Here is a 25264-nt window from a genome sequence, read left to right on the forward strand (position 1 = left end):
TTTTGTAAAGATCCCTGCGCCGAGGCAGCGCTCGATTTGCGGAATTTCTTGCACGTTTCACGACTATAACGTGGGCTGCCTGACGGGTTAAGTCAGCGATGACAGACCGCCACCGAGGACAGTGACCAATGCTGAGCGTGACACCGATCCCCGCTTTGAGCGACAACTATATCTGGCTCATGCGCCAGGACGACTCCAGCAGCATTGCGGTGGTCGACCCTGGCGATGCCACCCCGGTGATCGAACTCATCGAGCGCGAGGGCCTGACCCTCGACACGGTACTGATCACGCATCACCACCATGATCACACCGGCGGGCTCGATGAACTCAAGCAGCGCTATCGCCCCCACGTCTACGGCCCGCACAATCCGTCGATCGCCGGCATCGACACCCCGCTTGCCGATGGCGACCAGTGCAGCGTGCTCGGACGTCGCTTCGAGGTCATCGCCACGCCAGGTCACACCCTGGATCATATCAGCTACTTCGCCGCCGGTATCCCGGCGCTGCTGCTCTGCGGTGACACCCTGTTCTTCGGCGGTTGCGGCCGACTGTTCGAGGGCACCCCCGAACAGATGCATGACTCGCTTACACGACTCGCCGAGCTACCAGACGATACCCTGGTATTTGCCGCCCACGAGTACACGCTGGCCAATCTGCGCTTCGCCAAGGCCGCCGATCCCGGCAATTCACGGCTCGATGCCGTCATCGCCCAGTGTCAGGCGCTGCGCGATCAGGACCGTCCGACGCTACCGTCTCATCTTGGTACCGAGCGCGAGATCAACCCCTTCCTGCGCAGCGGCGACGCCGCCCTGCAAGCCAGCGCGGCAGACCACGGAGCAACGGACTCTGCCCTCGCCACCTTCGCCACCCTGCGCGCCTGGAAAGACAACTTCTGATGCTTATGGACGCCGTCATCAGCGCCCCAGAGGACCACCGATCATGACCTATCGAACGACCCGCCGCCTGGCCATCGGCCTGGCGGGAAGTCTACTGTGCATCACCATCACCCTTAGCGCCGCCGGCGCATCGGCCGAATATCGTGTCGACGAGATTCCACACGGCGTCTCGCCCCCCGAGACACCAGGACTCAACTTCTGGCACGCCCTGGCACTCAAGCCGGCGACCCCGCAAGACGCCTGGACGCGCCTGCGCGACAGCTTCGAGTGGCAGCAAGGGCACCATGACCCGCGCGTTGATGAGTGGATCGAGTACTATCGATCCAGCCCGGAAAACGTCGTCGAAATCACCGAGCGTGCGCGCCCCTGGCTGCACTGGATCACCGAACAGGTCGAGGCCCGCGGCTTGCCCGGCGAACTGGCATTGATCCCCTTCGTCGAGAGTTCCTTTGATCCTGCCGCCCGCAGTCATCGCGGTGCCAGCGGTCTGTGGCAGTTCATGCCCGGCACCGGCGATGCCCTGGGTCTTCCACGCAACGGCGCCTACGACGGTCGCCTCGACGTAGTAGCCTCCACCCGCGCGGCGCTGGACTACCTCGAACAGCAAGCCGAGCAGTGGTACGAGGGCGACCTCGAGCTGTCACTGGCGGCTTACAACGCCGGCGCCGGCACGGTCAACAACGCCCGTCGCGCCGCTGCCGCTCGCGGTGAGCCCGACGACTACTGGCATCTGCGTCTGCCCACCGAAACCATGAACTACGTGCCCAAGCTGCTGGCCATCGCCCGCATCATCGATGATCCCGAGCAGTACGCCATCGAGCTGCCCGATATCGAGGATGCCCCGGCCTTTGCCAAGGTCGATATCGAGCAGCCCGTCGATCTGGGGCGCGCCGCCGAACTCGCCAACATCAATCGTGAGGAGCTTCAGGCGCTCAATCCCGGTTTACTGCAGGGCACCATTTCGCCCAACCATTCGCCCGTACTGCTGGTTCCCGTCGACCACCAGGAGGACCTCATTGCCGGCCTCGACAGCATTGCCCCGGGCAACGCTCCCGCAGGCTGGGAACAGTACGTGGTGCGCCGCGGTGACAGCCTGTCGACGATCGCCTCGCGGTTTGGCGCCAGCGTCGCTGAACTACGCGATTACAACGGCCTCAACGGCGACGTAATTCGTGAAGGCCAGGCGCTGCAGGTCCCCCAGAGCACCCTGGCCGCCAACTGAGCGCGGCCCATATCGGGCGCCACGGCTCGCCCCGCCAGCAGGGTTGAAAGGCGTTGGGCCGGGGGAGTTGTCAAACCCTCGAGCGACTGACACCTTAACGGTATGCTACTGCCACGGTCGGCGGCAGCGGTGCAGCCGCGCCGTGCCGGCTTCTGATATGCCCAAGGATGTCTCGATGTCGATCGCCCTGCTAGGTCGCCTTTCTGCGCGCTCAAGGTTGGTAGCAAGTCTGTGCGTGATGACGCTGGCACTCGCTCCCCAGGCCAATGCCGAGCTACCCGGCGCCCCAACCGATGCCCCGCCGGCCACCGACGAGTCTGCGTCGCCGCTCGATGCAGAACCGGGCGACCTGCCCGAGACCGACCAGGTCGCCACCGTGCATGGCCTGGCACTCTACGATGCGCCCGAACTGCCCGAAGACTTCAGCCACTTTCCTCACGTCAATCCCGAAGCACCCAAAGGGGGGAGCCTGACCCGCGCGGCGGTCGGCTCGAGCTTCGACTCGACCAACCCCTTCATCATCCGTGGCACCGCGGCGATCGGCATCTCGCAGATCTACGACACCCTGCTCGAAGCCAATCCCAATGAGCCCTTCAGTCTCTACGGCCTGCTCGCCGAGGGCATTCGCCTCGACCCCGAGCGCTATTGGGTGGAGTTCGACATGCGCCGTGAGGCACGCTTCCATGACGGCGAGCCGGTCACCGCCGAGGACGTTGCCTACAGCTTCCAGCTACTGATCGAGGAGGGTAATCCCTTCTATAGCGGCTACTACGCCGAGGTACAGAGCGTCGAGGCCATCGACGACTACACCGTGCGTTTCGAGTTTTCGAGCAACGATTCGCGCGAGCTACCGCTGATCGTCGGCCAACTGCCGGTACTGCCCAAGCACTACTGGGAAGAGCGCGACTTCAGCGCCCCGACCCTGGCCCGCCACCCAGGCTCCGGGCCATACCGGATCGGCGACGTCCAACCCGGCCGCAGCATCACCTATGTTCGCGCTGACGACTACTGGGGGCGCGACCTGCCGGTCAATCGCGGACGCTACAACATCGACCGCCTCATCTACGACTACTATCGCGATCGCGACATCGCCTGGGAAGCCTTCAAGGCCGGGGTGATGGACTACCGCACCGACGCCCGCGCGGCCACCTGGGCCATCGGCTACGACTTCCCTGCCTACCGTGACGGTCTGGTCAAGCGACTGACGATTCCCGACGTCAACCCCTCGGTGATGCAGGCCTTCGTGTTCAACCTGCGCCGCGACAAGTTCAGCGACCCGCGGGTCCGCGAGGCACTCTCCCTGACCTTCGACTTCCCGTGGCTGAACGCCAACATCTTCTACGACACCTATAAACGCACCGAGAGTTTCTTCCAGAACTCCGAGATGGCTGCGGAGGGCCTGCCCAGCGAAGCCGAGCTCGCGCTGCTCGAGCCGTTCCGGGATCAACTGCCGGACCGCCTGTTCGAGGAGCCGGTACCCATTGAGCACCCCGACAACCTGCGCGAACGCCTACGCCTGGCCCTCGAACTACTCCGCGAGGCCGGCTACGAGGTCGAAGATGGCGTATTGCGCCATGCCGACAGCGGCCGCCCACTGAGCATCGAAGTGCTGCTCTTCGATAGCGGGCTCGAGCGTGTGGTACAACCCATGCTGCGCAATATGGCCCGCCTCGGCGTGCAGAGTTCGATCCGCATCGTCGATATCAACCAGTACCTCAACCGCCTGCGCAGCTTCGACTTCGACATGACCACCGCGCACTTCCCGCAGTCCAACAACCCCGGCAACGAACAGCGGGACATGTGGACCAGCGCGGTCGCCGAGACACCCCAGAGCCGTAACCTGATGGGCCTCCAGCACCCGGTGGTCGATGAACTGGTCGAGCAGCTGATACGTGCCGACAGCCGCGAGACGCTCAACGTCACGGCTCGCGCCCTTGACCGTGTGCTGCTGTGGCACTTCGCGATGATTCCCCACTATCATTCCGGCGAGACGCGTATCGCCGTGTGGGACAAGTTCGACTGGCCGGAGCCCTACCCCGAATATGGCATGGATCTGGATGCCTGGTGGGTGGATGCCGAACGTGAAGCCGAGATCAACCGTCGCGTGCGCCGTCGCTGACGCAACGCCTACCGGAAGGATGCCTCGTGGCTAGCTATACACTACGCCGACTGCTGCTGATGATCCCCACCCTGCTGGGCATCATGCTGCTCAACTTCATCATCGTGCAGGCCGCCCCCGGCGGCCCCATCGACCAGATGCTGGCACGTTTCGAAGGCGTCGACAGCATGGCCAGTACGCGCCTCGATGTGGGGGGTGCCGAAGTCGTCACCCGCGACGAGTCGCGTGGCGCCCGCGGCATCGACCCGCGCTTCATCGAACAGCTCGAAGCACAGTTCGGCTTCGACCAGCCGGCCCACGTGCGTTTCGTCGGCATGCTGCGCGATTACGCCACTTTCGATTTCGGCAACAGCTTCTTCCGTGACCGACCGGTAGTAGCGCTGATGATCGAGCGCCTCCCGGTGTCGATCTCGCTGGGCCTGTGGACCACGCTGCTGGTGTATCTGATCTCGATCCCCCTGGGCATTCGCAAGGCGCTGCACCACGGCTCGCGCTTCGACGTCTGGACCTCCGGACTGGTGATCGTCGGCTACGCCATCCCCGGCTTCCTGTTCGCCATTCTACTGATCGTGCTATTCGCCGGCGGAAGCTACTGGGACCTGTTTCCACTGCGCGGCTTGACCTCACCGGACTTTGACGAGCTATCGACGTGGGGCAAGATAAAAGACTATTTCTGGCACATCACCCTACCGGTCGTGGCCATGACCATCGGCAGCTTCGCCACACTCACCATGCTGACCAAGAACAGCTTTCTCGACGAAATCCACAAGCAGTACGTGCTGACGGCCCGAGCCAAGGGCGCCAGCGACCGCCGCACCCTCTACGGCCACGTGTTCCGCAACGCCATGCTGATCATCATCGCCGGGCTCCCCGGAGCGTTGATCACGATTTTCTTCACCGGCTCGCTACTGATCGAGGTGATCTTCTCCCTCGAGGGCCTTGGTCTGCTCGGCTTCGAGGCGGTCATGCAGCGCGACTACCCGGTGATCTTCGGCACCCTCTACCTGTATACCCTGATCGGCCTGATCCTCAAGTTGATCTCCGACCTGACCTATGTGTGGGTCGACCCACGTATCGATTTCGAGACCCGGGAGTCCTGAGCCGATGTCACTACTCTCCCCCCAGTTCTCGCCGATCACCCGTCGTCGACTCGAGGTGTTTCGCAGCAATGGCCGCGCCCGGATATCGCTGTGGATCTTCATGGCGCTATTCGTGGTCAGCCTGTTTGCCGAGCTGATCGCCAACGACAAGCCACTGGTCATGCAGTACGACGGCCAGTGGTACGTGCCGCTGCTGGTCGACTACCCAGAAACCGAGTTTGGCGGTTTTCTGCCCACCCGTACCGACTACCACGATCCCTTCGTGCAGCAGCAGATCGCCGATAACGGCTGGGCGCTGTGGCCGCCTATTCCCTACTCCTACCAGACCCTGGATATGCAGATGATGCGCCCCTCGCCGGCGTCGCCGGATGCCAAGCACTGGCTGGGCACCGACGATCAGGGCCGCGACGTGCTAGCCAGGGTGATCTACGGCTTTCGCCTGTCGGTGGCCTTCGCGCTGGTGCTGACCGCAGGCTCGCTGGTCGCGGGAGTCGTGATCGGTGGCATCCAAGGGTATTTCGGCGGTAAGACCGATCTAATCGGCCAGCGACTCACCGAAATCTGGTCAGGGCTGCCGGTGCTGTTTCTGCTGATCATCCTGGCCAGCTTCGTGCAGCCCGGCTTCTGGTGGCTGCTGGGCATCATGCTGCTGTTCTCCTGGCTGGGTCTGGTCGACGTGGTGCGCGCCGAGTTCCTGCGCGCGCGTAACCTGGAGTACGTGCGCGCCGCCAAGGCCATGGGGCTGCCGTCGCACCTGATCATGTGGCGCCACGTGCTGCCCAACGCCATGGTTGCCACCCTGACCTTCGTGCCGTTCCTGTTCACCGGCGCCATCACTACCCTCACCGCCCTCGACTTCCTGGGCTTCGGCCTGCCGCCTGGGGCGCCGTCGCTGGGCGAGCTGGTGGCCCAGGGCAAGAACAACCTACACGCGCCCTGGCTGGGCATCACCGCTTTCGTCAGCTTGTCGCTGATGCTTTCACTCCTGGTGTTCATCGGGGAGGGCCTCCGCGACGCCTTTGACCCGCGCCACATTCAGCACGCCAACAGCACTGACACAAGGACGCCGGCCCATGCCCCATGACACCCTGTTGCGCCTCGATGAGCTGAGCATCGCCTTCGACGACGTCACCGTGGTCGACCGGCTGAACCTCGAGATCCACCGTGGCGAAACCCTGGCGCTGGTCGGCGAGTCCGGCTCTGGCAAGTCAGTCAGTGCGCTGGGGGCCATGCATCTGCTGCCGCCCAATGCCCGCATCAGCGGCGGGCACTTTCTTGGCGATACCGATCTCGCGCGTATCAAGCCGCGTGAATGGCAGGGACTGCGCGGCAATCGCGTGGGCTTCATCTTCCAGGAGCCGATGACGTCGCTGAACCCTCTGCACACCGTCGCCCGCCAGATCGGTGAGACGCTGCGACTGCATCAGGGGCTCTCCGGGCGCGCCGCCCGGTCACGCTGCCGCGAGCTGCTCGAGCAGGTCAAGCTGCCACGCCCCGACGAACTGCTCGACGCCTGGCCGCATCAGCTCTCCGGCGGCCAACGGCAACGGGTGATGATCGCCATGGCGATTGCCAACAACCCCGAGTTGCTGATTGCCGACGAACCGACCACCGCGCTGGATGTCACCGTCCAGCAGGAGATTCTGGCGCTGCTCGCCGAACTGCGCGACCACCACGGCATGGGCATGCTGTTCATCACCCACGACCTCAACCTGGTGCGTCGCCACGCCGACCGCGTGTGCGTGCTCTACCAGGGCCAGGAACAGGAAACCGGCCCGGTCGCCGAGGTCTTCAGCCAGCCGCGCAGTGCCTATACACGCACCCTGCTGGGAGCCGTACCCGAAGGGCGCCCGGCGCCCGCCGGCAGCCAGCCGCTGCTCAGTGCCGACCGACTCAGCGTTGCGTTCACGCGTCCCAAGCGGCTGTTCTCACGACGCCCGCCGCCGTTCGTGGCGGTGCAACCGCTGTCGCTGCGGTTGGCCAGAGGCGAGACCCTGGGCATCGTCGGCGAGTCCGGCTCGGGCAAGACCACCCTGGCCATGGCACTGCTGCGTCTCGCCCCCAGCCAGGGCGAGGTCGTCTTCGCCGACGAGCGACTCGACCGTCTCAGTGGCAACGACCTGCGCCGCAGGCGGCGGCGCTTCCAGGTGGTCTTCCAGGACCCCTACGGCTCGCTTTCACCGCGTCTACCGGTGGCGGAGATCATCAGCGAGGGGCTGCGCTTTCATCAGCCCAAGCTGAGTGACGACGAGGTCGAGCAGCGCGTCCAGGCCACGCTCAAGGAGGTCGGCCTGCCGGCGGACTGTGCCGCCCGCTACCCCCACGAGTTCTCCGGCGGTCAGCGACAGCGCATCGCCGTCGCCCGGGCGATCATTCTCGAGCCCGAGCTGGTGGTACTCGACGAGCCAACCTCGGCGCTGGATCGCACCGTCCAAAAACAGCTGGTAGAACTGTTGCGTGACCTTCAGGCTCGCCGCGGATTGAGCTACCTGTTCATCAGCCATGACCTGGCGGTGGTCAGGGCCGTGGCCCACCGAGTGATGGTGCTCAAGGAGGGCGAGGTAGTTGAACAAGGCAGCTGCGAGCAGGTGCTCGCAGCTCCTCAGCATCCCTATACCCAGGCGCTGATAGCCGCAGCCGGCCTCGATAAATCGCTGGCTTAGCAGGACAACTGGCTAGAAAGCCGCGACCTCATCACGCGTCAGCTCGCGCCACTCTCCCGGTGCCAGCTCGCCCAGCGTCAGCGGCCCCACCGACTCGCGATGCAGCGTCTCCACGTGGTTGCCAATGGCGGCGAACATACGCTTGACCTGATGATACTTGCCTTCATAGAGGGTCAGCTCGGCCTCACGCGGCCCGCGCATGTCAAGCTCGGCCGGACGCGTCGGCTTGTCCTCAGCGTCCAGCATCACGCCGTCAGCAAAGCGGCGCTGCGCCTCGACCAGCGCCTCCCCCTCCAGCGGCTCGCTTAGCCCAACCCGGTAGACCTTACCGCAGCGGCGTTTGGGTGACGTCACACGGTGCGACCATTGACCGTCATCGCTTAGCAACACCAGTCCTGTGGTATCCACGTCCAAGCGTCCCACCGTCTGCAAGCGCTCGACATTGGGCAGCGCGATCAGCTCGCGCACCAACGGATAGAGGCCGCGACGCGCGCTGCACTCCACCCCCGCCGGTTTGTTGAGCATCACGTAGCGCATTCCCACCAGCACCAATGGCTGCCCCAGCCAGCGCACCTCGCTGTCGGCATCGACCTGGGTGGCCGGGTTCTTGGTCACCTGGCCATCGACGCTGACCTCCTCACGATGCAGCGCCTTCTTGGCCAGGCTGCGAGTCAGGTCGGTGGTATCGGCGAGGAACTTGTCGAGGCGCATCAGCGTGGGATCTCATGGGTCAGGGTAAAGGAGTCGGCATCCTGCCATGCCGGGAAGGCCTGGCGAAAGTCCTCCAGCGCCTGTCGCTCAATATGCGCCGTACGCAGGAACGCTCGATCACGCGGTTCATCGACCACTGCCTCACCCTTGTAATCCACCAGCATCGAGTCGCCGGCATAGGCCATGCCCTTGGCATCCTCACCGACGCGGTTCACGCCAACCACATAGCACAGGTTCTCGATCGCCCGCGCCTGCAGCAGGGTACGCCAAGGATGGCGACGGGGAGCCGGCCAGTTGGCCACGCACAGCAGCACATCGTATTCGAATCCCGCCTCGCCCGGCTGCTGTCGTAGCCAGACCGGGAAGCGCAGGTCATAGCAGACGCTGAGCAGCAGTCGGAAACCGTTGAGTTCCACGACGACTCGCTGCTTACCCATGCCATAGCGCTCATGCTCGCCCGCCATGCGAAACAGGTGACACTTGTCATAGTGTTCCAGACCGCCATCGGGGCGCGCCCAGATCAGCCGATTGTAGTACTCACCGGCCTCGACTACCGCAACACTGCCGGTGATTACGCAGCCGCGACGCCTTGCCTGCTCGCTCAACCAGGCAACGCTAGGGCTCTCGGTCATCGGCTCGGCCATTTCCCGGGAGTTCATGGTGAAGCCGGTGGCGAACATCTCCGGCAGCACGATCAGGTCGGTATGTCGTGCATCCAGATCTCCAAGCAACGCTTCCAGCATGCTGCAGTTGGCCGAAGGGGATTCCCAGCGCAGATCGCACTGCACCAGGGTGATTCGCAGGGTAGACACTCGCCACCTCCTTTCAACCAGGCACGACACGTGATCGACCTGGGGTTTTATTGCGGCTGTGGTAGATTAGCACTTTGCTTTCGAGGTCATCATGCCAACGACATCTCAGGCTCGTCACACGCCCATTAACGAGGCCACACAGGGCACCCTGTTCGGGCTGGGCGCCTACATCATGTGGGGCTGTTTCCCGCTGTTCTTTGCCCTCTTTGACGGCGTACCGGCCTGGGAGATCCTGATTCATCGGATTATCTGGTCCTGCCTGTTCCTGCTCGGCCTGATCGCCATCCTCGGCCGCTTCACCCCGGTGCGCCTGGCGCTTGGTGAACCCCGCCGACTTGGGCGTGTACTCGGCTGTGCCCTGCTGATCGCGCTCAATTGGGGGATCTACATCTACGCCGTGGAGAGTCATCAGGTGCTCCAGGCCAGCCTAGGCTACTTTTTGACGCCGCTGGTCAACGTGGGGCTGGGAATGCTGGTGCTGCGCGAGCGTATGACAGCGTTGCAGGGCGTGGCCGTCGGGCTTGCCAGCGTAGCCATCGCCATTCAACTGATCGGGCTGGGTGAGCTGCCCTGGATCACGCTGGTGCTGGCCTTTTCCTTCGGCACCTACGGCCTGCTACGCAAGCAGGTGCCACTTGACGGACTGTCAGGACTGTTCGTCGAAACCCTGCTGCTGCTACCGGTGGCACTGCTGGCACTCGGCTGGCTGATGCACCTCGATATCTCGCACTTCATGGGCGAGGCACGCCACACCTGGCTGCTGGTCGCCAGCGGAGTGATCACCGCCCTGCCGCTGCTGGCGTTCGCCGGTGCCGCCCGGCGACTGCGCCTGGCCACGCTGGGCTTCCTGATGTACATCAACCCGACCATTCAGTTCTTCATTGCCCTGCTGATCTTCGGTGAAACCATCCGTCCACTCCAGCTAGTGACCTTCGTCATGATCTGGTGCGGGCTTGCGCTTTACTCCTGGTCGGCCTGGCATGGCCGCGAGCGCACCAGGCCCCGCGCGGCTTGAGTCAGCCACGTCATCGCATGTCGCGGTCGGTTCGGCGAGATAGTCAAGCAACACATCCAGCGCCTGCATGGTTGCCACCACCCCCTGATGGATAGGCGCCTCAGCGGCGGCTTCTTCGGCTACCGCGACAGAGGCGAAGCTCTGGCGATACAGCGCCACCGCGCTGTCGCCTGAGCGATCCTCCAGATCCTCGAGCCCGGCGGCAGCGAGCCCTTCGGGATCACTCGCCGGCAGCGTCAGCAGGCAGTGATGGAGCCCCTGCTCGTTGACGCCGAAGCAGCGCCCGGAACCCAGCACCCGCCACTGCATCATGCGCAGCCGGGTAACGCGGCGTAGCTGCTCCACACGCGGGTCCTGCAGCAGCCACTGATTGGCCAGCCGGCCATTAATGCGCCGCCCCGGCGTAATCGCATTGATGACGGGATACAGGAATCCGCGCCGCTGTACCATCCAGTCCAGTGCCGCTTCGATGGGGACCCCGCGGGCAGCATCAGCCATCATTTCGCGACGCGAAATGGCATTGCGCACCGACGCGACGCGCAGCTGACAGGCAGCGGCAATCTCGACCGGGCTCAGGTAGCCGGGGGAGCCGATCGAAAGCCCCAGACGCCGTGCGAGCTCAGGCTGGCAATGAATCAGCGGATCGAGCTTGAGCCGCAGCGCCGCCAGGCCCAACAGGTGCTGCAGGCGACCTAGCGAGGCCTGCTCGTGTAACTCGACCAGCGTACTGGCATACACCACGAAGCTGACGAAGTCGCTGTACGCGGCCCAGTCACCGTCGTGCTGCGGCAGCCAGGCGGTGAGCCCTACCTCACCACACGCCAGGCGCCGCCAGGCCAGCGCCAGTTCGGGCATCTTGCTTAGTGCATCGCGCTGCGAGCTGCGCTCGCGCAGTGCCGGCACGTGCAACAAACGCTGCAACGACGGCCCGGCAACCCCGCTTACCCTCTGCACGTCATCGATCAACTGCGCAGGGGCAAACAGTGTCGCGAGAGAACTACCCAGCAACCTACTGTCGAGCGCCAGATTGGCGGTTGTCGCGGCCTGGAACATGCAGACTCCATTAAACCACCGGCAGGCGATACCCGCCGGGATACATTGACGAAAGACACATCTGACAGCGCGGGAGAGTAACAATGGGTGTGCATCAGGCCGCATCCCGCGATGTTTTAGCGCATCCTGAAATATCTTGTAATATTAGTTAACGGCCGGGACAAGGAAAACTTTAGACGCTGCCATAACACTCAAGGAAGGTATCCAGTGGCATGGGGCGCGCAAAATAATAGCCCTGCACCACCTCGATGCCCAGCGACATTAGCCACTGCGCCTCTTCCTGGGTCTCGACCCCCTCGGCCACGATGCCCAGACGCAGGGTCTGGCAGAACCCTACCAGCGCCGAGTAGGCATCCAGGGCGCGACCGTGCTGGCCAGCCGCCTGCAGCAGCTCGCGGTCGAGTTTGACGCTAGTGAGCGGCAACCGCTGAAGTAACTGGAAGGCCGTATGGCCAGTGCCAAAGTCATCTAGCGCCAGACGCACACCAAGCCGCCGCAGTCGGGCCATGGCGCGCTCGATATCGCCGAGGTCGTGGAAAATCGCATGCTCGGTGATCTCCAGTTCGATCAGCGAAGCCTCCACTCCCTGAGCCTCGATGGCATTGCCCAACTGCTCCAGAAAGTCATCACGGCCCAGGGTGCTGAGGGTAATATTGATGGCCAGTACGATCCCGTCGGGCAGCCGCTCACGCTGCGCGCCCCACCAGGCCAGACCATGCTCCATGACCCAGCGATCAAGGGCGGCATTGAGTCCGAGTGCATCGATGATCGGCAGAAACTCATTGGGCATCACCTCGCCCAGGCGAGGATGACGCCAGCGAATCAATAGTTCTCCCCCCACCAAGCGGCCGTCACGCGTATCCAGCTGCGGCTGAATCAGCAGGTAAAACTGCTCGGTGTTGGCGTCGAACACCTCACGCAGTGCGTCAGAGAGTTCCCGATAACGGCTGCCACGCGACTCATCGTAGGGGGCTACACGTTTTAATGGCTGCCGCCAGCCCTCCTTAGCCAGCTGGTGCATACCATCTTCCAGCGCGGCAAGGTAGGACGGCAGATTCTTCAACCTGGGTTGACACATCACCAGACAGCCATACCACTCCAGGCGACGCTGCTCTCCGTCTCCCGCGGCAAGTGTCGCCAATAGGGCATCCAACTGCGCCTCTGGGTTGCCCGCGGCATCACCACCAACATGTCCGACCAGGGTCAGGTCGGGATTGATATAGAGCTGCCATGCCTCCGGCAAACGTGGCCGTATCAGCAGTAGTTGCTCGCGCATCAATGACCAGGCAGCCTCATGACCAAGCCGCTGGCGAAAGTCCTGCAGCTGGGGCGCCTTGAGCAGAAACAACCAACCGCCGAACACCCGCTCGGGCTTGGCCATGGCCGCCGCCTCCAGCGCCTGCCGGGTGTGCAGGCCGGTGCGGCGGTCGACGAGTAGCCGCTGGCGCTGGCGCAGCATGCGCCAGCGTAGCCAGGCAAGCACGCTCAGGCTCGACATCAGCAGCACCGACAGCGCAATCGCCAGCCACTGCATCTGCCGCGACAGGCTCGAGCGCTCGCTGATGTAGCGCTCGACGTTGAGCCACTCGATATCGTCACGTCCTGTGGCGAGTTCACGCCAGCGCGCATCGAGCAGATAGCGGTGGGACCCGACTTCCTGAATCATGGGCAACTGGTCATGGGCATGGCTGAGCAGGGTGTCGACCACCAGCTGGGCGACCCGCTCGATGTCCAGCACCGCACCGCCGGCGCAGCCAAGTGCAATCTGGTACGGCAGGTGACAGAAGGTCGCAATGCCTTGCGCCTCGAGCTGATTCAACCAGGCCCGCCGCTCGGCGTCGATATCACTGGCGCCCATGGTCTGCCCTTCGACCAGATAGACGCGGGTACCCGACGGCGCCGCGCGGTAAGCCTCGACCACCCGCTCGGGATCCCACTCCCAGAGCACCTCATGCAGCGCGACTCGCTCTTCGCTGTCAATCGCCTCGAGCATCGACTCGGTGAGGTTACGTCCTACTGAGGTGCGGTCCCCCAATACCAGCAGCGGGAATGGCGTATCGAACAGCTCGGCCAGAAAGCCCAGTGAACGACGCTCCACCGGGCGCGTCGTCACTAGCCGCACGCCGAGAAAGCTGGCCGGCCCCCACAGTGCGGGGTCATTGATGCCCGCCGCAACCACACGTCGTGGATTACCCAGCACTTCAGGTGAGTCAAGATAGAAGCGCAGCGCCGCGTCATCGAGCAGAATCAAATGGTCGGCGGGGGGCACCGCTTCGCGCCCCGCCAGCCGCGCGCGGTGCAGCGCAAAGGCCTGATCCTCATCGATGCGCCGCGCATCCAGGTAATCGACGCTCAGCGAGGCGTCGTCATCGAGGCGCTCCACCGCCGCACCGATCTGTTCCACCAGATCATCGGTCCAGGGATTGCCCTGATGGTAGGAGGCCAGCACATCGATGTCCTGGGCCAGGACTGGTAGGCACGTTATACCCACCAGCAGCCCCAATAATCTCCCGATCAGCCTTGGCGCGACCACTCTCCCTGTCGGTCCTCGCCTGTACATTCCGCATCTCCTCATCTGCTTGCCCGCGTTATGGCTGCGCTGCAGGTTGATAGCCGATGCGAAAGCCGCCCCAGTGTCGTCCTTGCACGAAGATCGGTACCGACAGGTCGTGCATCACCTCGCCAGTATCCCGCTTATAGGTCTGCAGAAGTAGGGGTTTCTGATGTGCTCCGCAGCGGCTGCCGGTCGGGTCGTCAAACATTCGCTTGCTGCGGCTGTAGTGTAGGTCATGCTGATAGTCGCCGGTCGGCGGCTGGCTGACACGGCGATTGTGAGTAGGCACATAACCGCGCCGATCGCAGGTAATCGCGTAAGCCAGGTCGAGGGATTCGAGCAGCGGCTCTTGAATATCCGGCAGGTGGCGGTCGGTGAAGCGGTCATAGTGAGTGCGATACTTGACGGGCCGAGTGTTGGCTAGCGGCTCATACGACTCCGCGAATAACTGCTCAAGGCTCATATCACCACGTTTGATAGCATGTTCGAACAGTTGACCGATCTGCTTGGCGCTAAGGCGTGCGGCGTTGAGTACCTGCTGATGGCGACCGTCGAGATGTTGTAGGGCCAGCTCCGCATCGACCCCTTCAGCAGCATCCATCAGGGCACGCGCCTGCTCGGCCAGGTCATGCATATCTCGGGTCCCTGCCGCGGTGTCGACATCGAGCTGTTGAAGGGTCCCGGCAACCTGCTGGCTATGGCCGTTGGTATCCGCCATCGCCTCGGCGATGCTGCCGATCTGCGCCTCGACGCTATCCACGTGATGGGTTACCTCACCCAGCTGCTCACCGACCGTTTCCACTTCCCGGGCACGCTCGCCGACTCGCTGCATCAGGTGACCGATGGTCTCCACCACGCGCTGACTGCTATCGCCGATCTCGCCGACCAGGTTCTCGACCTGCTGGGTCGCATCCGAGGTGCGACGCGCCAGCTCGCGCACTTCCCCGGCGACCACCGCGAAGCCGCGGCCGTGCTCGCCGGCCCTGGCGGCTTCAATGGAGGCATTCAACGACAGTAGGTTGGTCTGCTCGGCGATATCTTCGATCAACCCGGTGACATGGCGCACCCGCTCGCTCTTGTCACTCAGCGTGGTCAGGAGTCCAAGCGCCTCTTCGGAGCGCGCCGCCAGCCCGCGCATCTCCTCAATCACCTGCGCCAAGGCATCACGACTCGCGGCGTTGGAGACACGTGACTGCCCGGCCAGTTCGGCGACCTGCTGTGCACTACGCGTCACTTGCTCGATGGCCGTGGTGATCGCCTGCATGCTGGCCACTGCCTCCTTGACCACCTGGTCCTGACGTGCCAGACGGTGATCCATTCGGTCGGCGTGATGCGAGACCTCAGCCGAGGCAATCGCGGTGCGGCTGGCTCGATCCATCAAGCGGTAGGCCATCGCCTTGAGCGAGCGGTAGTCGGCCAGTGGTGGCGCATAGCCAGCAGCACGGCCCGTTGGCTCGCCACGCGCAGCGTAGACGCCGTAACCGATTGCCAGAACCATGCCGGCACCGGCTAGCATTGACATTGACAGCGCCAATGCGAGCGACCAGGTGGCATTGAATGACACGCCTAGCCAGGCGGCACCTGCCAGCAACAGACACGCCCCAACGCACAGTAGCTTACCCATATCCACTCCTGCCAATTGTTGTTGTCTTGGGCAAGATATCGGCAACAGCTCGTCTCACTGGATGCGACATTCGCCGCATCGACGTGACTGCTCCCCGCCCTAGCGGGCGAGGCTTCCCACTTCTCAGGCAGCAACCGGCGATATGCCGGATTTACGCAAGCCTCCATGGGCAGAGGTTGTCGTCAACGATCTGTCGAGAGAGCTTGTGCTGAAAGTCGTTGCGGGCATTAGCGACCCGCTCATGCGCCTTGGCGACGAGTAACCGTGCCTTGGCCCGGTTGGCGCTGCCCTTCTTCGTGCGGGACAACGCCTGCTGTTTGCGCTTGAGGTTCTGCTGCGCCTGCTTGAGGAAGCGAGGGTTGGCGATCTTGCAACCAGTGGAATCAATCGCCAGGTGCGACAACCCCATGTCGAGGCCGACGACGTTGGCGGCGTCAACGTCCTTCAGCGGTGCCGGGGCGGCCTGCTCAGTTTCAAACAGCAACGAGGCGTAGTGCTTGCCGGTGACCGTGCGCGACAGCGTGATGCTCTTGAGCTTGCCGTCAACAGGCCGGTGAACTTTGGCCTTGATCGGCCCCAGTTTGGGCACCTTGATCCAGTTGCCGCCGGCCTTGACGCCGACGCAGTGATAGCTGGACTGCCTGCCCCGCTTGCTCTTGAAACGCGGATAGCCGGCCTTCTGCTTGGGATCGAAGAAGCGCTGGAAGGCCTGATCAAGGTTGATGCACGACTGCTGGAGGGCGATGGAATCCGCGCATTTCAGCCACCCGTACTTGCGCGATTTCTTGGCGACCGGCAGCAGCCTCTTGATGTCGTGCTTGGCGCTCAGCGACTGGCCGTGCCTCTTGTAGCGATGGGACATGATGCGAAGGCCGGTGTTGTAGACGAAGCGCACCGCGCCGAACTGGCAGGCCAGAAGCGCTGCCTGCTCGGGCGTGGGGTAGAGTCGTATCTTGATAGCCTTCAGCATGGAGCGCCATTGCTGCATGGATGTATGTACAGCTTATGCCGCCAGGCCCCATACCGCAAACCCAGCAGTGCTATCGCACTGCCCGCTTGTATTCCCGCCTGAGTGGGCGAGGGCTTACGCGGATTTTTGCTAAGCCGCAGTCAGGCACAGCTGCTTTGGCCATGTCACCCCTAGTGTCGGTGCGGATCCTCGGCCGTCGGCAAGCGCATCAAGAATTGCTGATAGGCACGGTCATTATCGACACGCCCCTTGAGCGCCAGCAACTCGACCACGGCGTTCATGGCGTCATCGATGCGCAGGTCCAACGGCAGTCCCCCCGGCCTGCGTACCTTGAGGGCCGCCGAACGCGTGCCGCGGGCATCGCCGCCGGCCTCGCTGCCGGCATTCAGCGCGGCCAGCAGCGAGCCTGCCAGATCACCACTCTCCGCTCGGGCTCGCTGGTACGCCTCCAGCATCAGCGTGGCGACCCTATCGCTAACCAGCATATTGCCCGCCACCACCACCCCCGGCTCGCGCAGCAGCGCGACCACCGGCACGTTATGCTCACCGGTCCAGCCGGCGCTGCGCCCCGCGGCATCCATCAGCACGATCTGCCGCCAGGCGGCCCCCCCGTCATCTTGCTGAAGCGCCGCGGCTACCTCGCCTACCGGTGTGCCATCTGCGAGTGCCTCGAGGCCCTGTTCGGCGGCCAGTACATTGGTGCTGAACCCCTGGGTGATCGCTGCACCGACCCCGGGGCGAAGGTGCGGCACGAAGGCGCCGAGCGCCGGCCCGCCGGTGGCACAGGCGATGCCGTGGGCGCCGCCGTTCGGGTCATATCCGATGATGCTGTAGGTCACTGCCTTCCCCTTACCCCACTAATGGGCCTCAACGTTGCCTGCCGACGGCTCAGTCCCGAGCATCGCTGCTCGCTATGTGCCAACGACAGCGCACCCCGCGCCCAGCTAACTTGCATGCTCTACCTGCCACGACCGGCGACTTGCATCAAATTCTCGCCTATGCCATACCTAATGGGAGAGATTTATCATGATAAATACAAGAACTCCTACAGCGTAGCCGCTTGTGCTCACTCACGACAACGTCAACAACATCAGGAGAGGCAAGATGATTCGCTCCCTCGCATTGCCCAAGGGCCTCGGGCTATCGGCCCTGGCGCTGGCCGTGGCCGGCTTGAGCGCACCGCTCGCCGCCCAGACGCCCCCCAACGTGCTGGTGGTCGGACAGATCGCTGAACCGCAGTCCCTGGACCCGGCCCAGGTTACCGCGGTCAACGACTTCCGCATCATGATGAACATGTACGACGGCCTGGTGCGCTACGCCGACGGCACCCTCGAGGTCGAGCCGGCGCTGGCCAGCGAGTGGCAGATCAGCGACGACGGTACCGTCTACACCTTCACCCTGCGCGACGACGTCAGGTTCCACGACGGCAGCGCCTTCGACGCCGAGGCTGTGGTGTTCCACTTCGAGCGCATGCTCGACGAGGCGCATCCCTACCACGATACCGGCCCGTTCCCGCTGGCGTTCTTCTTCGAGTCCATCGACAGCGTCGAGGCGAGCGGCGAGCACGAGGTCACCTTCACCCTCGACGAACCCTATGCGCCCTTCCTCTCCAACCTCGCCTACCCCACCGGCCTGATCGTCTCGCCAGCGGCAGTGCAGGAGCACGGTGATGACTTCGGCCGCAACCCGTCCGGCACCGGCGCCTTCCAGTTCGAGGAGTGGCAGAGCAATAGCCGCGTCATCGCCAGCGCCAACCCCGACTACTGGGACGGCGCGCCCGCGCTGGAGGCCGTGGTATTCCGGCCAATCACCGACGCCAACACCCGGGTCGCCGAGATGATGGCCGGCGGTATCGACCTGATGGTCGAAGTGCCGCCGGACAACGTCGCCCAGTTCGCCGAGGACCCGATGTACGCGGTCTCCGAGCAGGCCGGCCCTCACCTGTGGTTCTTGATCCTCAATACCAGGGAAGGCCCCTTCGCCGACCAGCGCATGCGCCAGGCGATCAACTACGCCATCGACAAGGAGTCGCTGGTCGATAATATTCTCGAAGGGACCGCCACGGTGGCCGCCGGACCGATTCCGCCGGCCTTCGAGTGGGCCTATAACGAGGAGCTGGAACCCTACCCCTATGATCCGGACCGTGCCCGCGAACTGATCGCCGAGGCCGGCCACGAGGGCGCCGAACTGACCTTCTACGTCACCGAGGGCGGCTCGGGCATGCTCGACCCGATTCCCATGGGCTCGGCGATCCAGGCCGATCTGGCCGACGTGGGGCTCGATGTCAGCATCGAGACCTACGAGTGGAACACCTTCCTTGGCGAGGTCAATCCCGGCCTGGAAGGCAAGGCCGACATGGCCCAGATGGCGTGGATGACCAATGATCCGGACACCCTGCCGTTCCTGGCCCTGCGCAGCGACGCCATGCCTGACCAGGGCGGCTTCAACTCCGGCTACTACAGCAACCCGGAGGTCGATGAACTGCTCGAGCGGGCCCGGCGCAGCGTCGACCAGGACGAGCGGGCGAAGCTCTACAAGGAGATGCAGGCCATCGTCCACGAGGATGCTCCCTGGGCCTTCGTCGCCAACTGGAAGCAGAACGCCGTGTCGAGTGCTGCAGTCGAGAACTTCCGCCTGCAGCCGTCGTTCTTCCTGTTGCTGCACGAGGTCAGCAAGCCGTAAGCACGCCGTGCCCCGGGCGGGCTTGCCTGCCCGAAGGTCCACACCAAGCGGAGTCATGACATGCATCTCTATGTGCTGCGCCGCCTGCTGATGACGGTGCCGGTGCTGCTGGGGCTGACGGTGATCGTGTTTCTGATCATGTCGCTGATTCCCGGTGATCCGGCGCTGGCCATCCTCGGCTCCTACGCCACGCCGGAGAACCTGGCGCGGCTGCGCGCCGATCTCGGCCTCGATCTCAGCCTGCCGCAGCAATACTGGGTGTGGCTGACCAATATTCTGCAGGGCGACTTTGGGCGCTCCTATCACCTCAACCGACCGGTGCTCGACGAGGTGCTGGAGCGTTTCGGCGCCACCCTGATCCTGGCCGGTACCTCGCTTGCACTGTGCGTGGTAATCGGCGCGGCCGCCGGCATCGTCTCGGCGGTACGCCAGTACGGCTGGGCCGACCGCATCATCACCCTGCTGGTGCTGATCGGTATCTCGGTGCCGGCCTTCTGGCTCGGCATGCTGATGATCCTGCTGTTCGCCGTGGAACTGCGCTGGTTGCCGGTCAGCGGCATGTATTCGATCTACGGCGGCGGCGACCTGCCCGACCTGCTGCGCCACCTGGTGCTGCCGGCCATCGCCCTGGCGGTCGTCGCCGCCGGGGTGATCGCACGTCTGACCCGCTCCAACATGCTCGAGGTGCTGCGTCAGGACTATATTCGCACCGCCCGCGCCAAGGGCCTGGACGAGAATCGCGTGATCCTCGGCCACGCCTTCAAGGTCGCGCTGGTCAACCTGATCCCGGTGATCGGCGTGCAGGCCGGCTTCGTGATCGGCGGTGCCGTGTATATCGAGACGGTGTTCCAGTGGCCGGGCATCGGCCGCATGCTGGTCAACGCCATCTCCACTCGCGACATTCTGCTGGTGCAGGGCGGCGTGCTGGTGGTGGCCGCCAGCTATGTGCTGTTCAATCTGTGCGCCGACCTGCTGCAGTACTGGCTCGACCCGAGGATCAAGGCATGATGGCATTCCTCAAACTGCTGGCGCGCAACCGCCTGGCGGCCTTCGGCGGCATCCTGCTTCTGGCGCTGGTGCTGCTGGCCCTGATCACGCCGCTGCTGCCGCTGCTCGAGCCCAACGCCACCAATCCCGCCAATCGTCTCCAGCCGCCACTCTCCGACGGTCACTGGCTGGGCACCGATCAGCTGGGCCGCGACATCCTCTCGCGCCTGCTGTGGGGCCTGCGGGTCAGCCTTGCAGTGGGCATCGCCGCCTCGCTGGTGGCTGCCTTGATCGGCTCGACGATCGGGCTAGTGGCAGGCTACTTCGGCGGACGTACCGATAACACCCTGATGCGCGGCATCGACATGCTGATGGCATTTCCCTACATCCTGCTGGCTTTGGCCATCGTCGCCGTGCTGGGGCCCGGGCTGATGAATGCGCTCTACGCCATTGCTATCGTCAATATTCCGTTCTTCGCGCGTAATATCCGCGGCGCCACGGTGAGCATCGCCCATCGCGAGTTCGTCGACGCCGCGCGGCTGTCAGGCAAGGGCGACCTGCGCATTCTGGTCAGCGAGATACTGCCCAACGTGCTACCGGTGATCGTCATCACCCTGTCGACGACCGTCGGCTGGATGATCCTCGAAACCGCCGGACTGAGTTTCCTCGGCCTCGGCGCCCAGCCGCCACAGGCCGACCTCGGTTCGATGCTCGGCGAAGGCCGGCGGATGATCATCAACGCCCCCCACGTGGCGACTCTACCGGGGTTGGCGATCTTCCTGCTGGTGATGAGCATCAACCTGCTCGGCGACGGGGTACGCGATGCCCTCGACCCGCGCCTCAAATCCGGTGCGTTGTCGCGCCCGGCACCCATGACTCGTCTGCGTCGCCGGCAACATGTCAAGGTCGATGATGTCGTGCGCGTTCCTGGCCAGGCATCAGCGCTGCTCGAGGTCGACGACCTGCATACTGACTTTGAGGTCGGTCGCGAGACCTACCGCGCGGTCAACGGGGTGAGCTTCAGCCTCAAGCCCAACGAGTGCCTGGGGCTGGTCGGCGAGTCGGGCTCCGGCAAGTCGGTCACCGCGCTCTCGCTGCTGGGCCTTGTCGCCTCGCCGCCGGGCGTGATCAGCGGCGGTCACGTCCACTTCCAGGGCCGCGATCTGCTCGACCTCGGCATCCGTGAGCTGCGCAGGGTGCGCGGCAACCAGGTGGCCTATGTGTTCCAGGACCCGCTCTCCACTCTGCACCCGCTGATCAAGGTCGGTGATCAGCTGATCGAGGCGCTTCGCACCCACCAGCCACTATCGCGCCAGGCTGCCCATCAGCGTGCCGTTGAGCTGCTCGGCCAGGTACGTATCCCTAACCCCGAGCGTCGCGCCTCGCAGTACCCCCACGAGCTGTCCGGCGGCATGCGCCAGCGGGTCGGGATCGCCATGGCGCTGGCCAACGACCCGCAGTTGATCATCGCCGATGAACCGACCACCGCGCTGGACGTCACGGTCCAGGCGCAGATCCTCACCCTGCTCAAGCGCCTGCGCGAGGCGCAAGGCACCTCCGTGCTGTTCATCACCCACGACTTCGGGGTGGTATCCCAGGTGTGCGATCGGGTGGCGGTCATGTACGCCGGACGCATCGTCGAGGTGGGTCCCACTCAGGAGCTGCTGGCCAATCCACGCCACCCCTATACGCGGCGGCTGATCGACTGCGTGCCGCGCCTCGGCGACCCCGACCACGAGCCGGCGGCAATCCCCGGTCTACCGCCGGCCGCCAACGCCTTGCCGTCCGGCTGTGCTTTCGCCGATCGCTGTGACCTGGTGGAGCCGCGCTGCCGTGAAGGTGAGATCGCGCTGATCGCCAGCGACGGCGAGCGTCAGGTGCGCTGCATCAAGCCGCTGGCCAACCGCACGACGACCGGAGCTGCCCATGCCTGAACCGCTGCTCGATATCACCGGCCTGACCCGCACCTTCGGCGGCGGCCGCAGCCTGCTGGGCATCCCCAAGCCCGGGGTGCATGCCGTACAGCGTGTCGATCTGCAGGTGGCACGTGGCGAAACCCTGGGTATCGTCGGCGAGTCCGGCTGCGGCAAGTCGACCCTGGCGCGCATGCTGGTCGGACTCGACACCCCCAGTGGCGGTGAGATTCGGTTTGCCGGCGAGGACCTGCAAGCCATGCGCCGCCTCGACCGCCACGCGCTGTCGCGGCGCATCCAGTACGTCTTTCAGGACCCGCTTAGCTCGCTCAACCCGCGCATGCGCATCCGCGATATCCTGGCCGCGCCCCTCAAGCACCTGCGCGGCCTGTCCGGACGGGCCCTCGACGCGCGTATTGCTGAGCTGCTCGAGGTGGTCAATTTGCGCCCGGAGTTCGTGAGCCGCTATCCCCACGAGTTCTCCGGCGGTCAGGCCCAGCGCATCGGCATCGCCCGGGCACTGGCCGCCGAACCCGACGTGCTGGTACTCGACGAACCAGTGTCGGCGCTGGATGTCTCGGTCCAGGCCCAGGTCCTCAAGCTGCTGCGCCGGCTAAAGGCCGAATTCGACCTCACCTACCTGTTCATCAGTCACGACCTGTCGGTGGTCGAGACCATCAGCCAGCGCATCGCGGTGATGTATTTTGGACGGGTGGTGGAAGAAGCCCCGGCACGCCGTCTGTTCAGCCAGCCGGCGCATCCCTACACCCGGCTGCTGCTGAGCAGCGCACCGGTGCCCGGCGGGCCGCCGATCACCGCCGAATCCACGGCCGCCGAGCTGCCTGATCCCCTCGACCCACCGCCCGGCTGCGCCTTTGCGCCGCGCTGCCCCAAGGCCCGCGATGCCTGCCGCCAGGCACCACCGCCTCTCGAGGCACTCAGCGGCGGCGGTCATCGCGCGGCGTGCCTGTACCCCGAGCGAGGGGCGTGGCAGGCTAGCGCCTCGACCACCGCCACCCCGGGAGCCTCATGAGCACGTCATCGCCGCGCCGCAAGCGCACCGAGGTCATCGCCGAGGCGCTCAAGGACTATATCGCCGAGCAGGGCCTGATCCCCGGGGATCGGCTGCCCCAGGAGCAGCACCTGATCGATGCCCTGGGTGCGTCCAAGGGCACCATTCGCGAGGCATTGCGCGCCCTCGAGTCCCAGGGCCTGATCCAGACGCGTACCGGGCCCAAGGGCGGCGCCTTTATCGCCGAGGTCAGCGCCGACCGCAGCATGGAGCTGCTCGGCAACTACTTCTTCTTTCGCCCGCCGACCATCCACGATATCTACGAGGTGCGCAAGCAGCTGGAGCCGGCGCTGGTGGCCAGCATCACGGGGCTGCTCGACGCCGAGGCCTTCGCCGGCCTGGAGGCCGTTATGGCCTATTACGACCATCCCCCGGCCACCCTCGACGAGGAGCGCACCCAGCGCCACAAGGAGCTCGAGTTTCACCTACTGCTGGTAGAACACTGCCCCAACCCGCTGCTGGCACTGATGTGCCGCTATCCGATTCGACTGTTGATGAATCACACCGTCTGCCAGCGCATCTACCAGCATCCCTACCCGGAGCTGCGCCAGCGCGGTCACGGTTATCAGCAGCAGCTGATCGCGGCGCTGCGCGATGGCGATGCCGAACGAGCGAGCCGGGTCATGGCCGACCACATGCGCGACGCTCAGTCACTGATGGAAGCGCGTGAGGCGATGCTGGAGAAGACCTTCTTCAAGGCCGGCGGCGCGGCCAGCCCACCCAGCCGCGAGTATCTGGCCCTGCAGGGGCACTGGCCGGGCAAATCCACGCCCGGCACCTAGCTGCCCGAGTCCGATGTCGGCAACCAGGCACTTACCAGTCGACTCAGCGCCAGCAGCGAGTCGCGATGCACCCGCTCCCAGCCGTGAGAGGCATCGGCACCGAAGCAGGCCAGCGCATTGCGTACGTCGAGACCGGCCTTGGCGGCAGCGTCGCCGTCGCAGTAGTAGTAGGGAAAGCAGTCGCGGGTGAAGGGAATCTGGTGCTGGCGGCACAGCGCTATCAGTCGCCGGGTGGCAACGGGATGCAGGGGGCCCAGCGAGTCGAGCATCGCAATCGTCACGCCATCATGGCAGACGTTCTGGCCTTCGCCCTGGGCGGCGATATCCAGGTTGAGCACCTCCTCGACGCCATCGAACATCACCTGGCTGATGCCCACGCCCAGCTCCTCGGCACAGGAGAATACCAGGCGCACATCCTGCGGCAGGCCACCCGCGCGAAGCGCCGCCAGCAAACAGGCGATGGCCGCCTTGTTGTCGAGGTGCCGCGCATTGATAAAGCCGCTGTCGGTGACACGGGGCTGGCTATCAACGCTGACCAACGCCCCCACCTCGATGCCCTGCTCGCGTAGCGTTGCCGGCGAGGTCTCGACCAGATCCAGGCGCAGCTCGATATGCGCCCAGTCCGCCGGCAGCCGGTCGACCGCCTCGTTATACACGTGTCCAGAGGCCTTGGTCGGCAGCAGTGTTCCCTCCGCCAGTACCGCTCCCGACTCGCCGTGCAACTTGACCCGCGCGCCGTCGGCGAAGCGTGCATTCCATGAGCCGATCGGTCGCACCGCCAGCCGGCCGTTGTCCTTGAGTCGCACCACCATCGCGCCGAGGGTATCCATATGCGCGGTGATCGCCCGCCGCGGCATGGCGCCCGGCGCCTCGGCAAGCAGATCGCCACGCACGGTACGCCGGGTCACCAGGCCCAGTCGCACCAGCTCCGCCGCCAGATGGTCGGCAATGTCGGCGGTATGCAGTGACGGCGAGGGTATTCCCAGCAGCACCAAAAGCTGCTCTTCGAGGTAGTCGGCATCAAGTGACATGGTCGTCTCGCATCCAGATCCTGAATGCCGCATGTTACCTCCTTGCCGTCGCTTATCG

20 protein-coding genes are annotated in these 25264 nt (G+C 64.6%); 12 read left to right on the plus strand and 8 right to left on the minus strand.

The genetic code is table 11. From position 1 onward, the window contains the following. Positions 1-128: 128 nt before the first annotated feature. The 6 genes from gloB (at position 129) to BLT16_RS01980 (ending at position 8000) form a co-directional block, all read left to right on the plus strand. Complete coding sequence (gene gloB / locus BLT16_RS01955; RefSeq protein ID WP_089656821.1) at positions 129-896, plus strand: hydroxyacylglutathione hydrolase; 768 nt, start codon at positions 129-131, stop codon at positions 894-896. Positions 897-939: 43 nt separating this feature from the next. Continuing rightward, positions 940-2118 carry a transglycosylase SLT domain-containing protein gene (locus tag BLT16_RS01960; protein ID WP_089656822.1) on the plus strand — a complete coding sequence of 393 codons (1179 nt, stop codon included), beginning with the start codon at positions 940-942 and terminating at the stop codon, positions 2116-2118. Between the two features lie 175 nt (positions 2119-2293). Then, on the plus strand, positions 2294-4237 hold the full coding sequence (locus tag BLT16_RS01965; RefSeq protein WP_245701398.1) for an extracellular solute-binding protein: 1944 nt from the start codon (positions 2294-2296) through the stop codon (positions 4235-4237). A gap of 26 nt (positions 4238-4263) precedes the next feature. Continuing rightward, positions 4264-5337, plus strand: a complete 1074-nt coding sequence (locus BLT16_RS01970; protein WP_089656824.1) for a microcin C ABC transporter permease YejB — start codon at positions 4264-4266, stop codon at positions 5335-5337. 4 nt (positions 5338-5341) lie between these two features. Then, entirely contained in the window at positions 5342-6421 is a 1080-nt protein-coding gene (locus BLT16_RS01975; RefSeq protein ID WP_089656825.1) for an ABC transporter permease, read from the plus strand. After that, positions 6411-8000 carry an ABC transporter ATP-binding protein gene (locus BLT16_RS01980; RefSeq protein WP_089656826.1) on the plus strand — a complete coding sequence of 530 codons (1590 nt, stop codon included), beginning with the start codon at positions 6411-6413 and terminating at the stop codon, positions 7998-8000. The genes BLT16_RS01975 and BLT16_RS01980 overlap by 11 nt, the downstream gene beginning before the upstream one ends. A gap of 12 nt (positions 8001-8012) precedes the next feature. Here the strand turns inward: BLT16_RS01980 and BLT16_RS01985 are convergent, their stop codons facing one another. Next, the gene (locus BLT16_RS01985) at positions 8013-8711 is read right to left on the minus strand and encodes a pseudouridine synthase (protein WP_089656827.1); all 699 of its coding nucleotides are present in this window, start codon (positions 8709-8711) and stop codon (positions 8013-8015) included. After that, entirely contained in the window at positions 8711-9523 is an 813-nt protein-coding gene (locus BLT16_RS01990; protein WP_089656828.1) for an amidohydrolase, read from the minus strand. The genes BLT16_RS01985 and BLT16_RS01990 overlap by 1 nt, the downstream gene beginning before the upstream one ends. A gap of 91 nt (positions 9524-9614) precedes the next feature. On the opposite strand from BLT16_RS01990, the gene rarD reads away from it, so the two are divergent. Further along, complete coding sequence (gene rarD, locus BLT16_RS01995) at positions 9615-10538, plus strand: EamA family transporter RarD (protein ID WP_089656829.1); 924 nt, start codon at positions 9615-9617, stop codon at positions 10536-10538. Here the strand turns inward: rarD and BLT16_RS02000 are convergent. The 5 genes from BLT16_RS02000 to BLT16_RS02020 all read right to left on the minus strand — a co-directional run bounded on the left by BLT16_RS02000 (position 10446) and on the right by BLT16_RS02020 (position 17578). Then, positions 10446-11591 (minus strand): hypothetical protein, encoded by a 1146-nt coding sequence (locus BLT16_RS02000; protein WP_089656830.1) that lies wholly within the window; start codon positions 11589-11591, stop codon positions 10446-10448. The two genes, rarD and BLT16_RS02000, sit on opposite strands and share 93 nt — an antisense overlap. Before the next feature lie 172 nt (positions 11592-11763). After that, entirely contained in the window at positions 11764-14040 is a 2277-nt protein-coding gene (locus BLT16_RS02005) for an EAL domain-containing protein (RefSeq protein WP_176817134.1), read from the minus strand. A 139-nt stretch (positions 14041-14179) separates the two neighbouring features. Continuing rightward, positions 14180-15769 carry a methyl-accepting chemotaxis protein gene (locus BLT16_RS02010; RefSeq protein WP_089656832.1) on the minus strand — a complete coding sequence of 530 codons (1590 nt, stop codon included), beginning with the start codon at positions 15767-15769 and terminating at the stop codon, positions 14180-14182. Positions 15770-15920: 151 nt separating this feature from the next. Further along, the gene (locus tag BLT16_RS02015; RefSeq protein ID WP_245701399.1) at positions 15921-16739 is read right to left on the minus strand and encodes an RNA-guided endonuclease InsQ/TnpB family protein; all 819 of its coding nucleotides are present in this window, start codon (positions 16737-16739) and stop codon (positions 15921-15923) included. Between the two features lie 170 nt (positions 16740-16909). Next, entirely contained in the window at positions 16910-17578 is a 669-nt protein-coding gene (locus BLT16_RS02020; RefSeq protein ID WP_089656833.1) for a DUF1028 domain-containing protein, read from the minus strand. A gap of 265 nt (positions 17579-17843) precedes the next feature. Between BLT16_RS02020 and BLT16_RS02025 the strand changes: the two genes are divergently transcribed. From BLT16_RS02025 to BLT16_RS02045, 5 genes are read left to right on the plus strand one after another with little or no spacing between them, the layout of a single operon-like run. After that, the gene (locus BLT16_RS02025) at positions 17844-19421 is read left to right on the plus strand and encodes an ABC transporter substrate-binding protein (protein ID WP_089656834.1); all 1578 of its coding nucleotides are present in this window, start codon (positions 17844-17846) and stop codon (positions 19419-19421) included. A 60-nt stretch (positions 19422-19481) separates the two neighbouring features. Next, positions 19482-20429, plus strand: coding sequence for an ABC transporter permease (locus BLT16_RS02030; RefSeq protein WP_089656835.1), 948 nt, complete (start codon positions 19482-19484; stop codon positions 20427-20429). After that, complete coding sequence (locus BLT16_RS02035) at positions 20426-22342, plus strand: dipeptide/oligopeptide/nickel ABC transporter permease/ATP-binding protein (RefSeq protein WP_089656836.1); 1917 nt, start codon at positions 20426-20428, stop codon at positions 22340-22342. Before BLT16_RS02030 ends, BLT16_RS02035 begins: the two co-directional genes overlap by 4 nt. Next, a complete protein-coding gene (locus BLT16_RS02040; RefSeq protein WP_089656837.1) occupies positions 22335-23354 on the plus strand; it encodes an ABC transporter ATP-binding protein in 1020 nt (339 codons plus the stop codon). Before BLT16_RS02035 ends, BLT16_RS02040 begins: the two co-directional genes overlap by 8 nt. Continuing rightward, entirely contained in the window at positions 23351-24175 is an 825-nt protein-coding gene (locus BLT16_RS02045) for a FadR/GntR family transcriptional regulator (RefSeq protein ID WP_089656838.1), read from the plus strand. The genes BLT16_RS02040 and BLT16_RS02045 overlap by 4 nt, the downstream gene beginning before the upstream one ends. On the opposite strand, the gene BLT16_RS02050 is transcribed toward BLT16_RS02045, so the two are convergent. Next, the gene (locus BLT16_RS02050) at positions 24172-25206 is read right to left on the minus strand and encodes a zinc-binding metallopeptidase family protein (RefSeq protein ID WP_089656839.1); all 1035 of its coding nucleotides are present in this window, start codon (positions 25204-25206) and stop codon (positions 24172-24174) included. The genes BLT16_RS02045 and BLT16_RS02050 overlap by 4 nt on opposite strands. Between the last annotated feature and the right edge of the window lie 58 nt (positions 25207-25264).

The sequence above is a fragment of the Franzmannia pantelleriensis genome (assembly GCF_900102875.1).
Taxonomy (GTDB): Bacteria; Pseudomonadota; Gammaproteobacteria; order Pseudomonadales; family Halomonadaceae; genus Franzmannia; species Franzmannia pantelleriensis.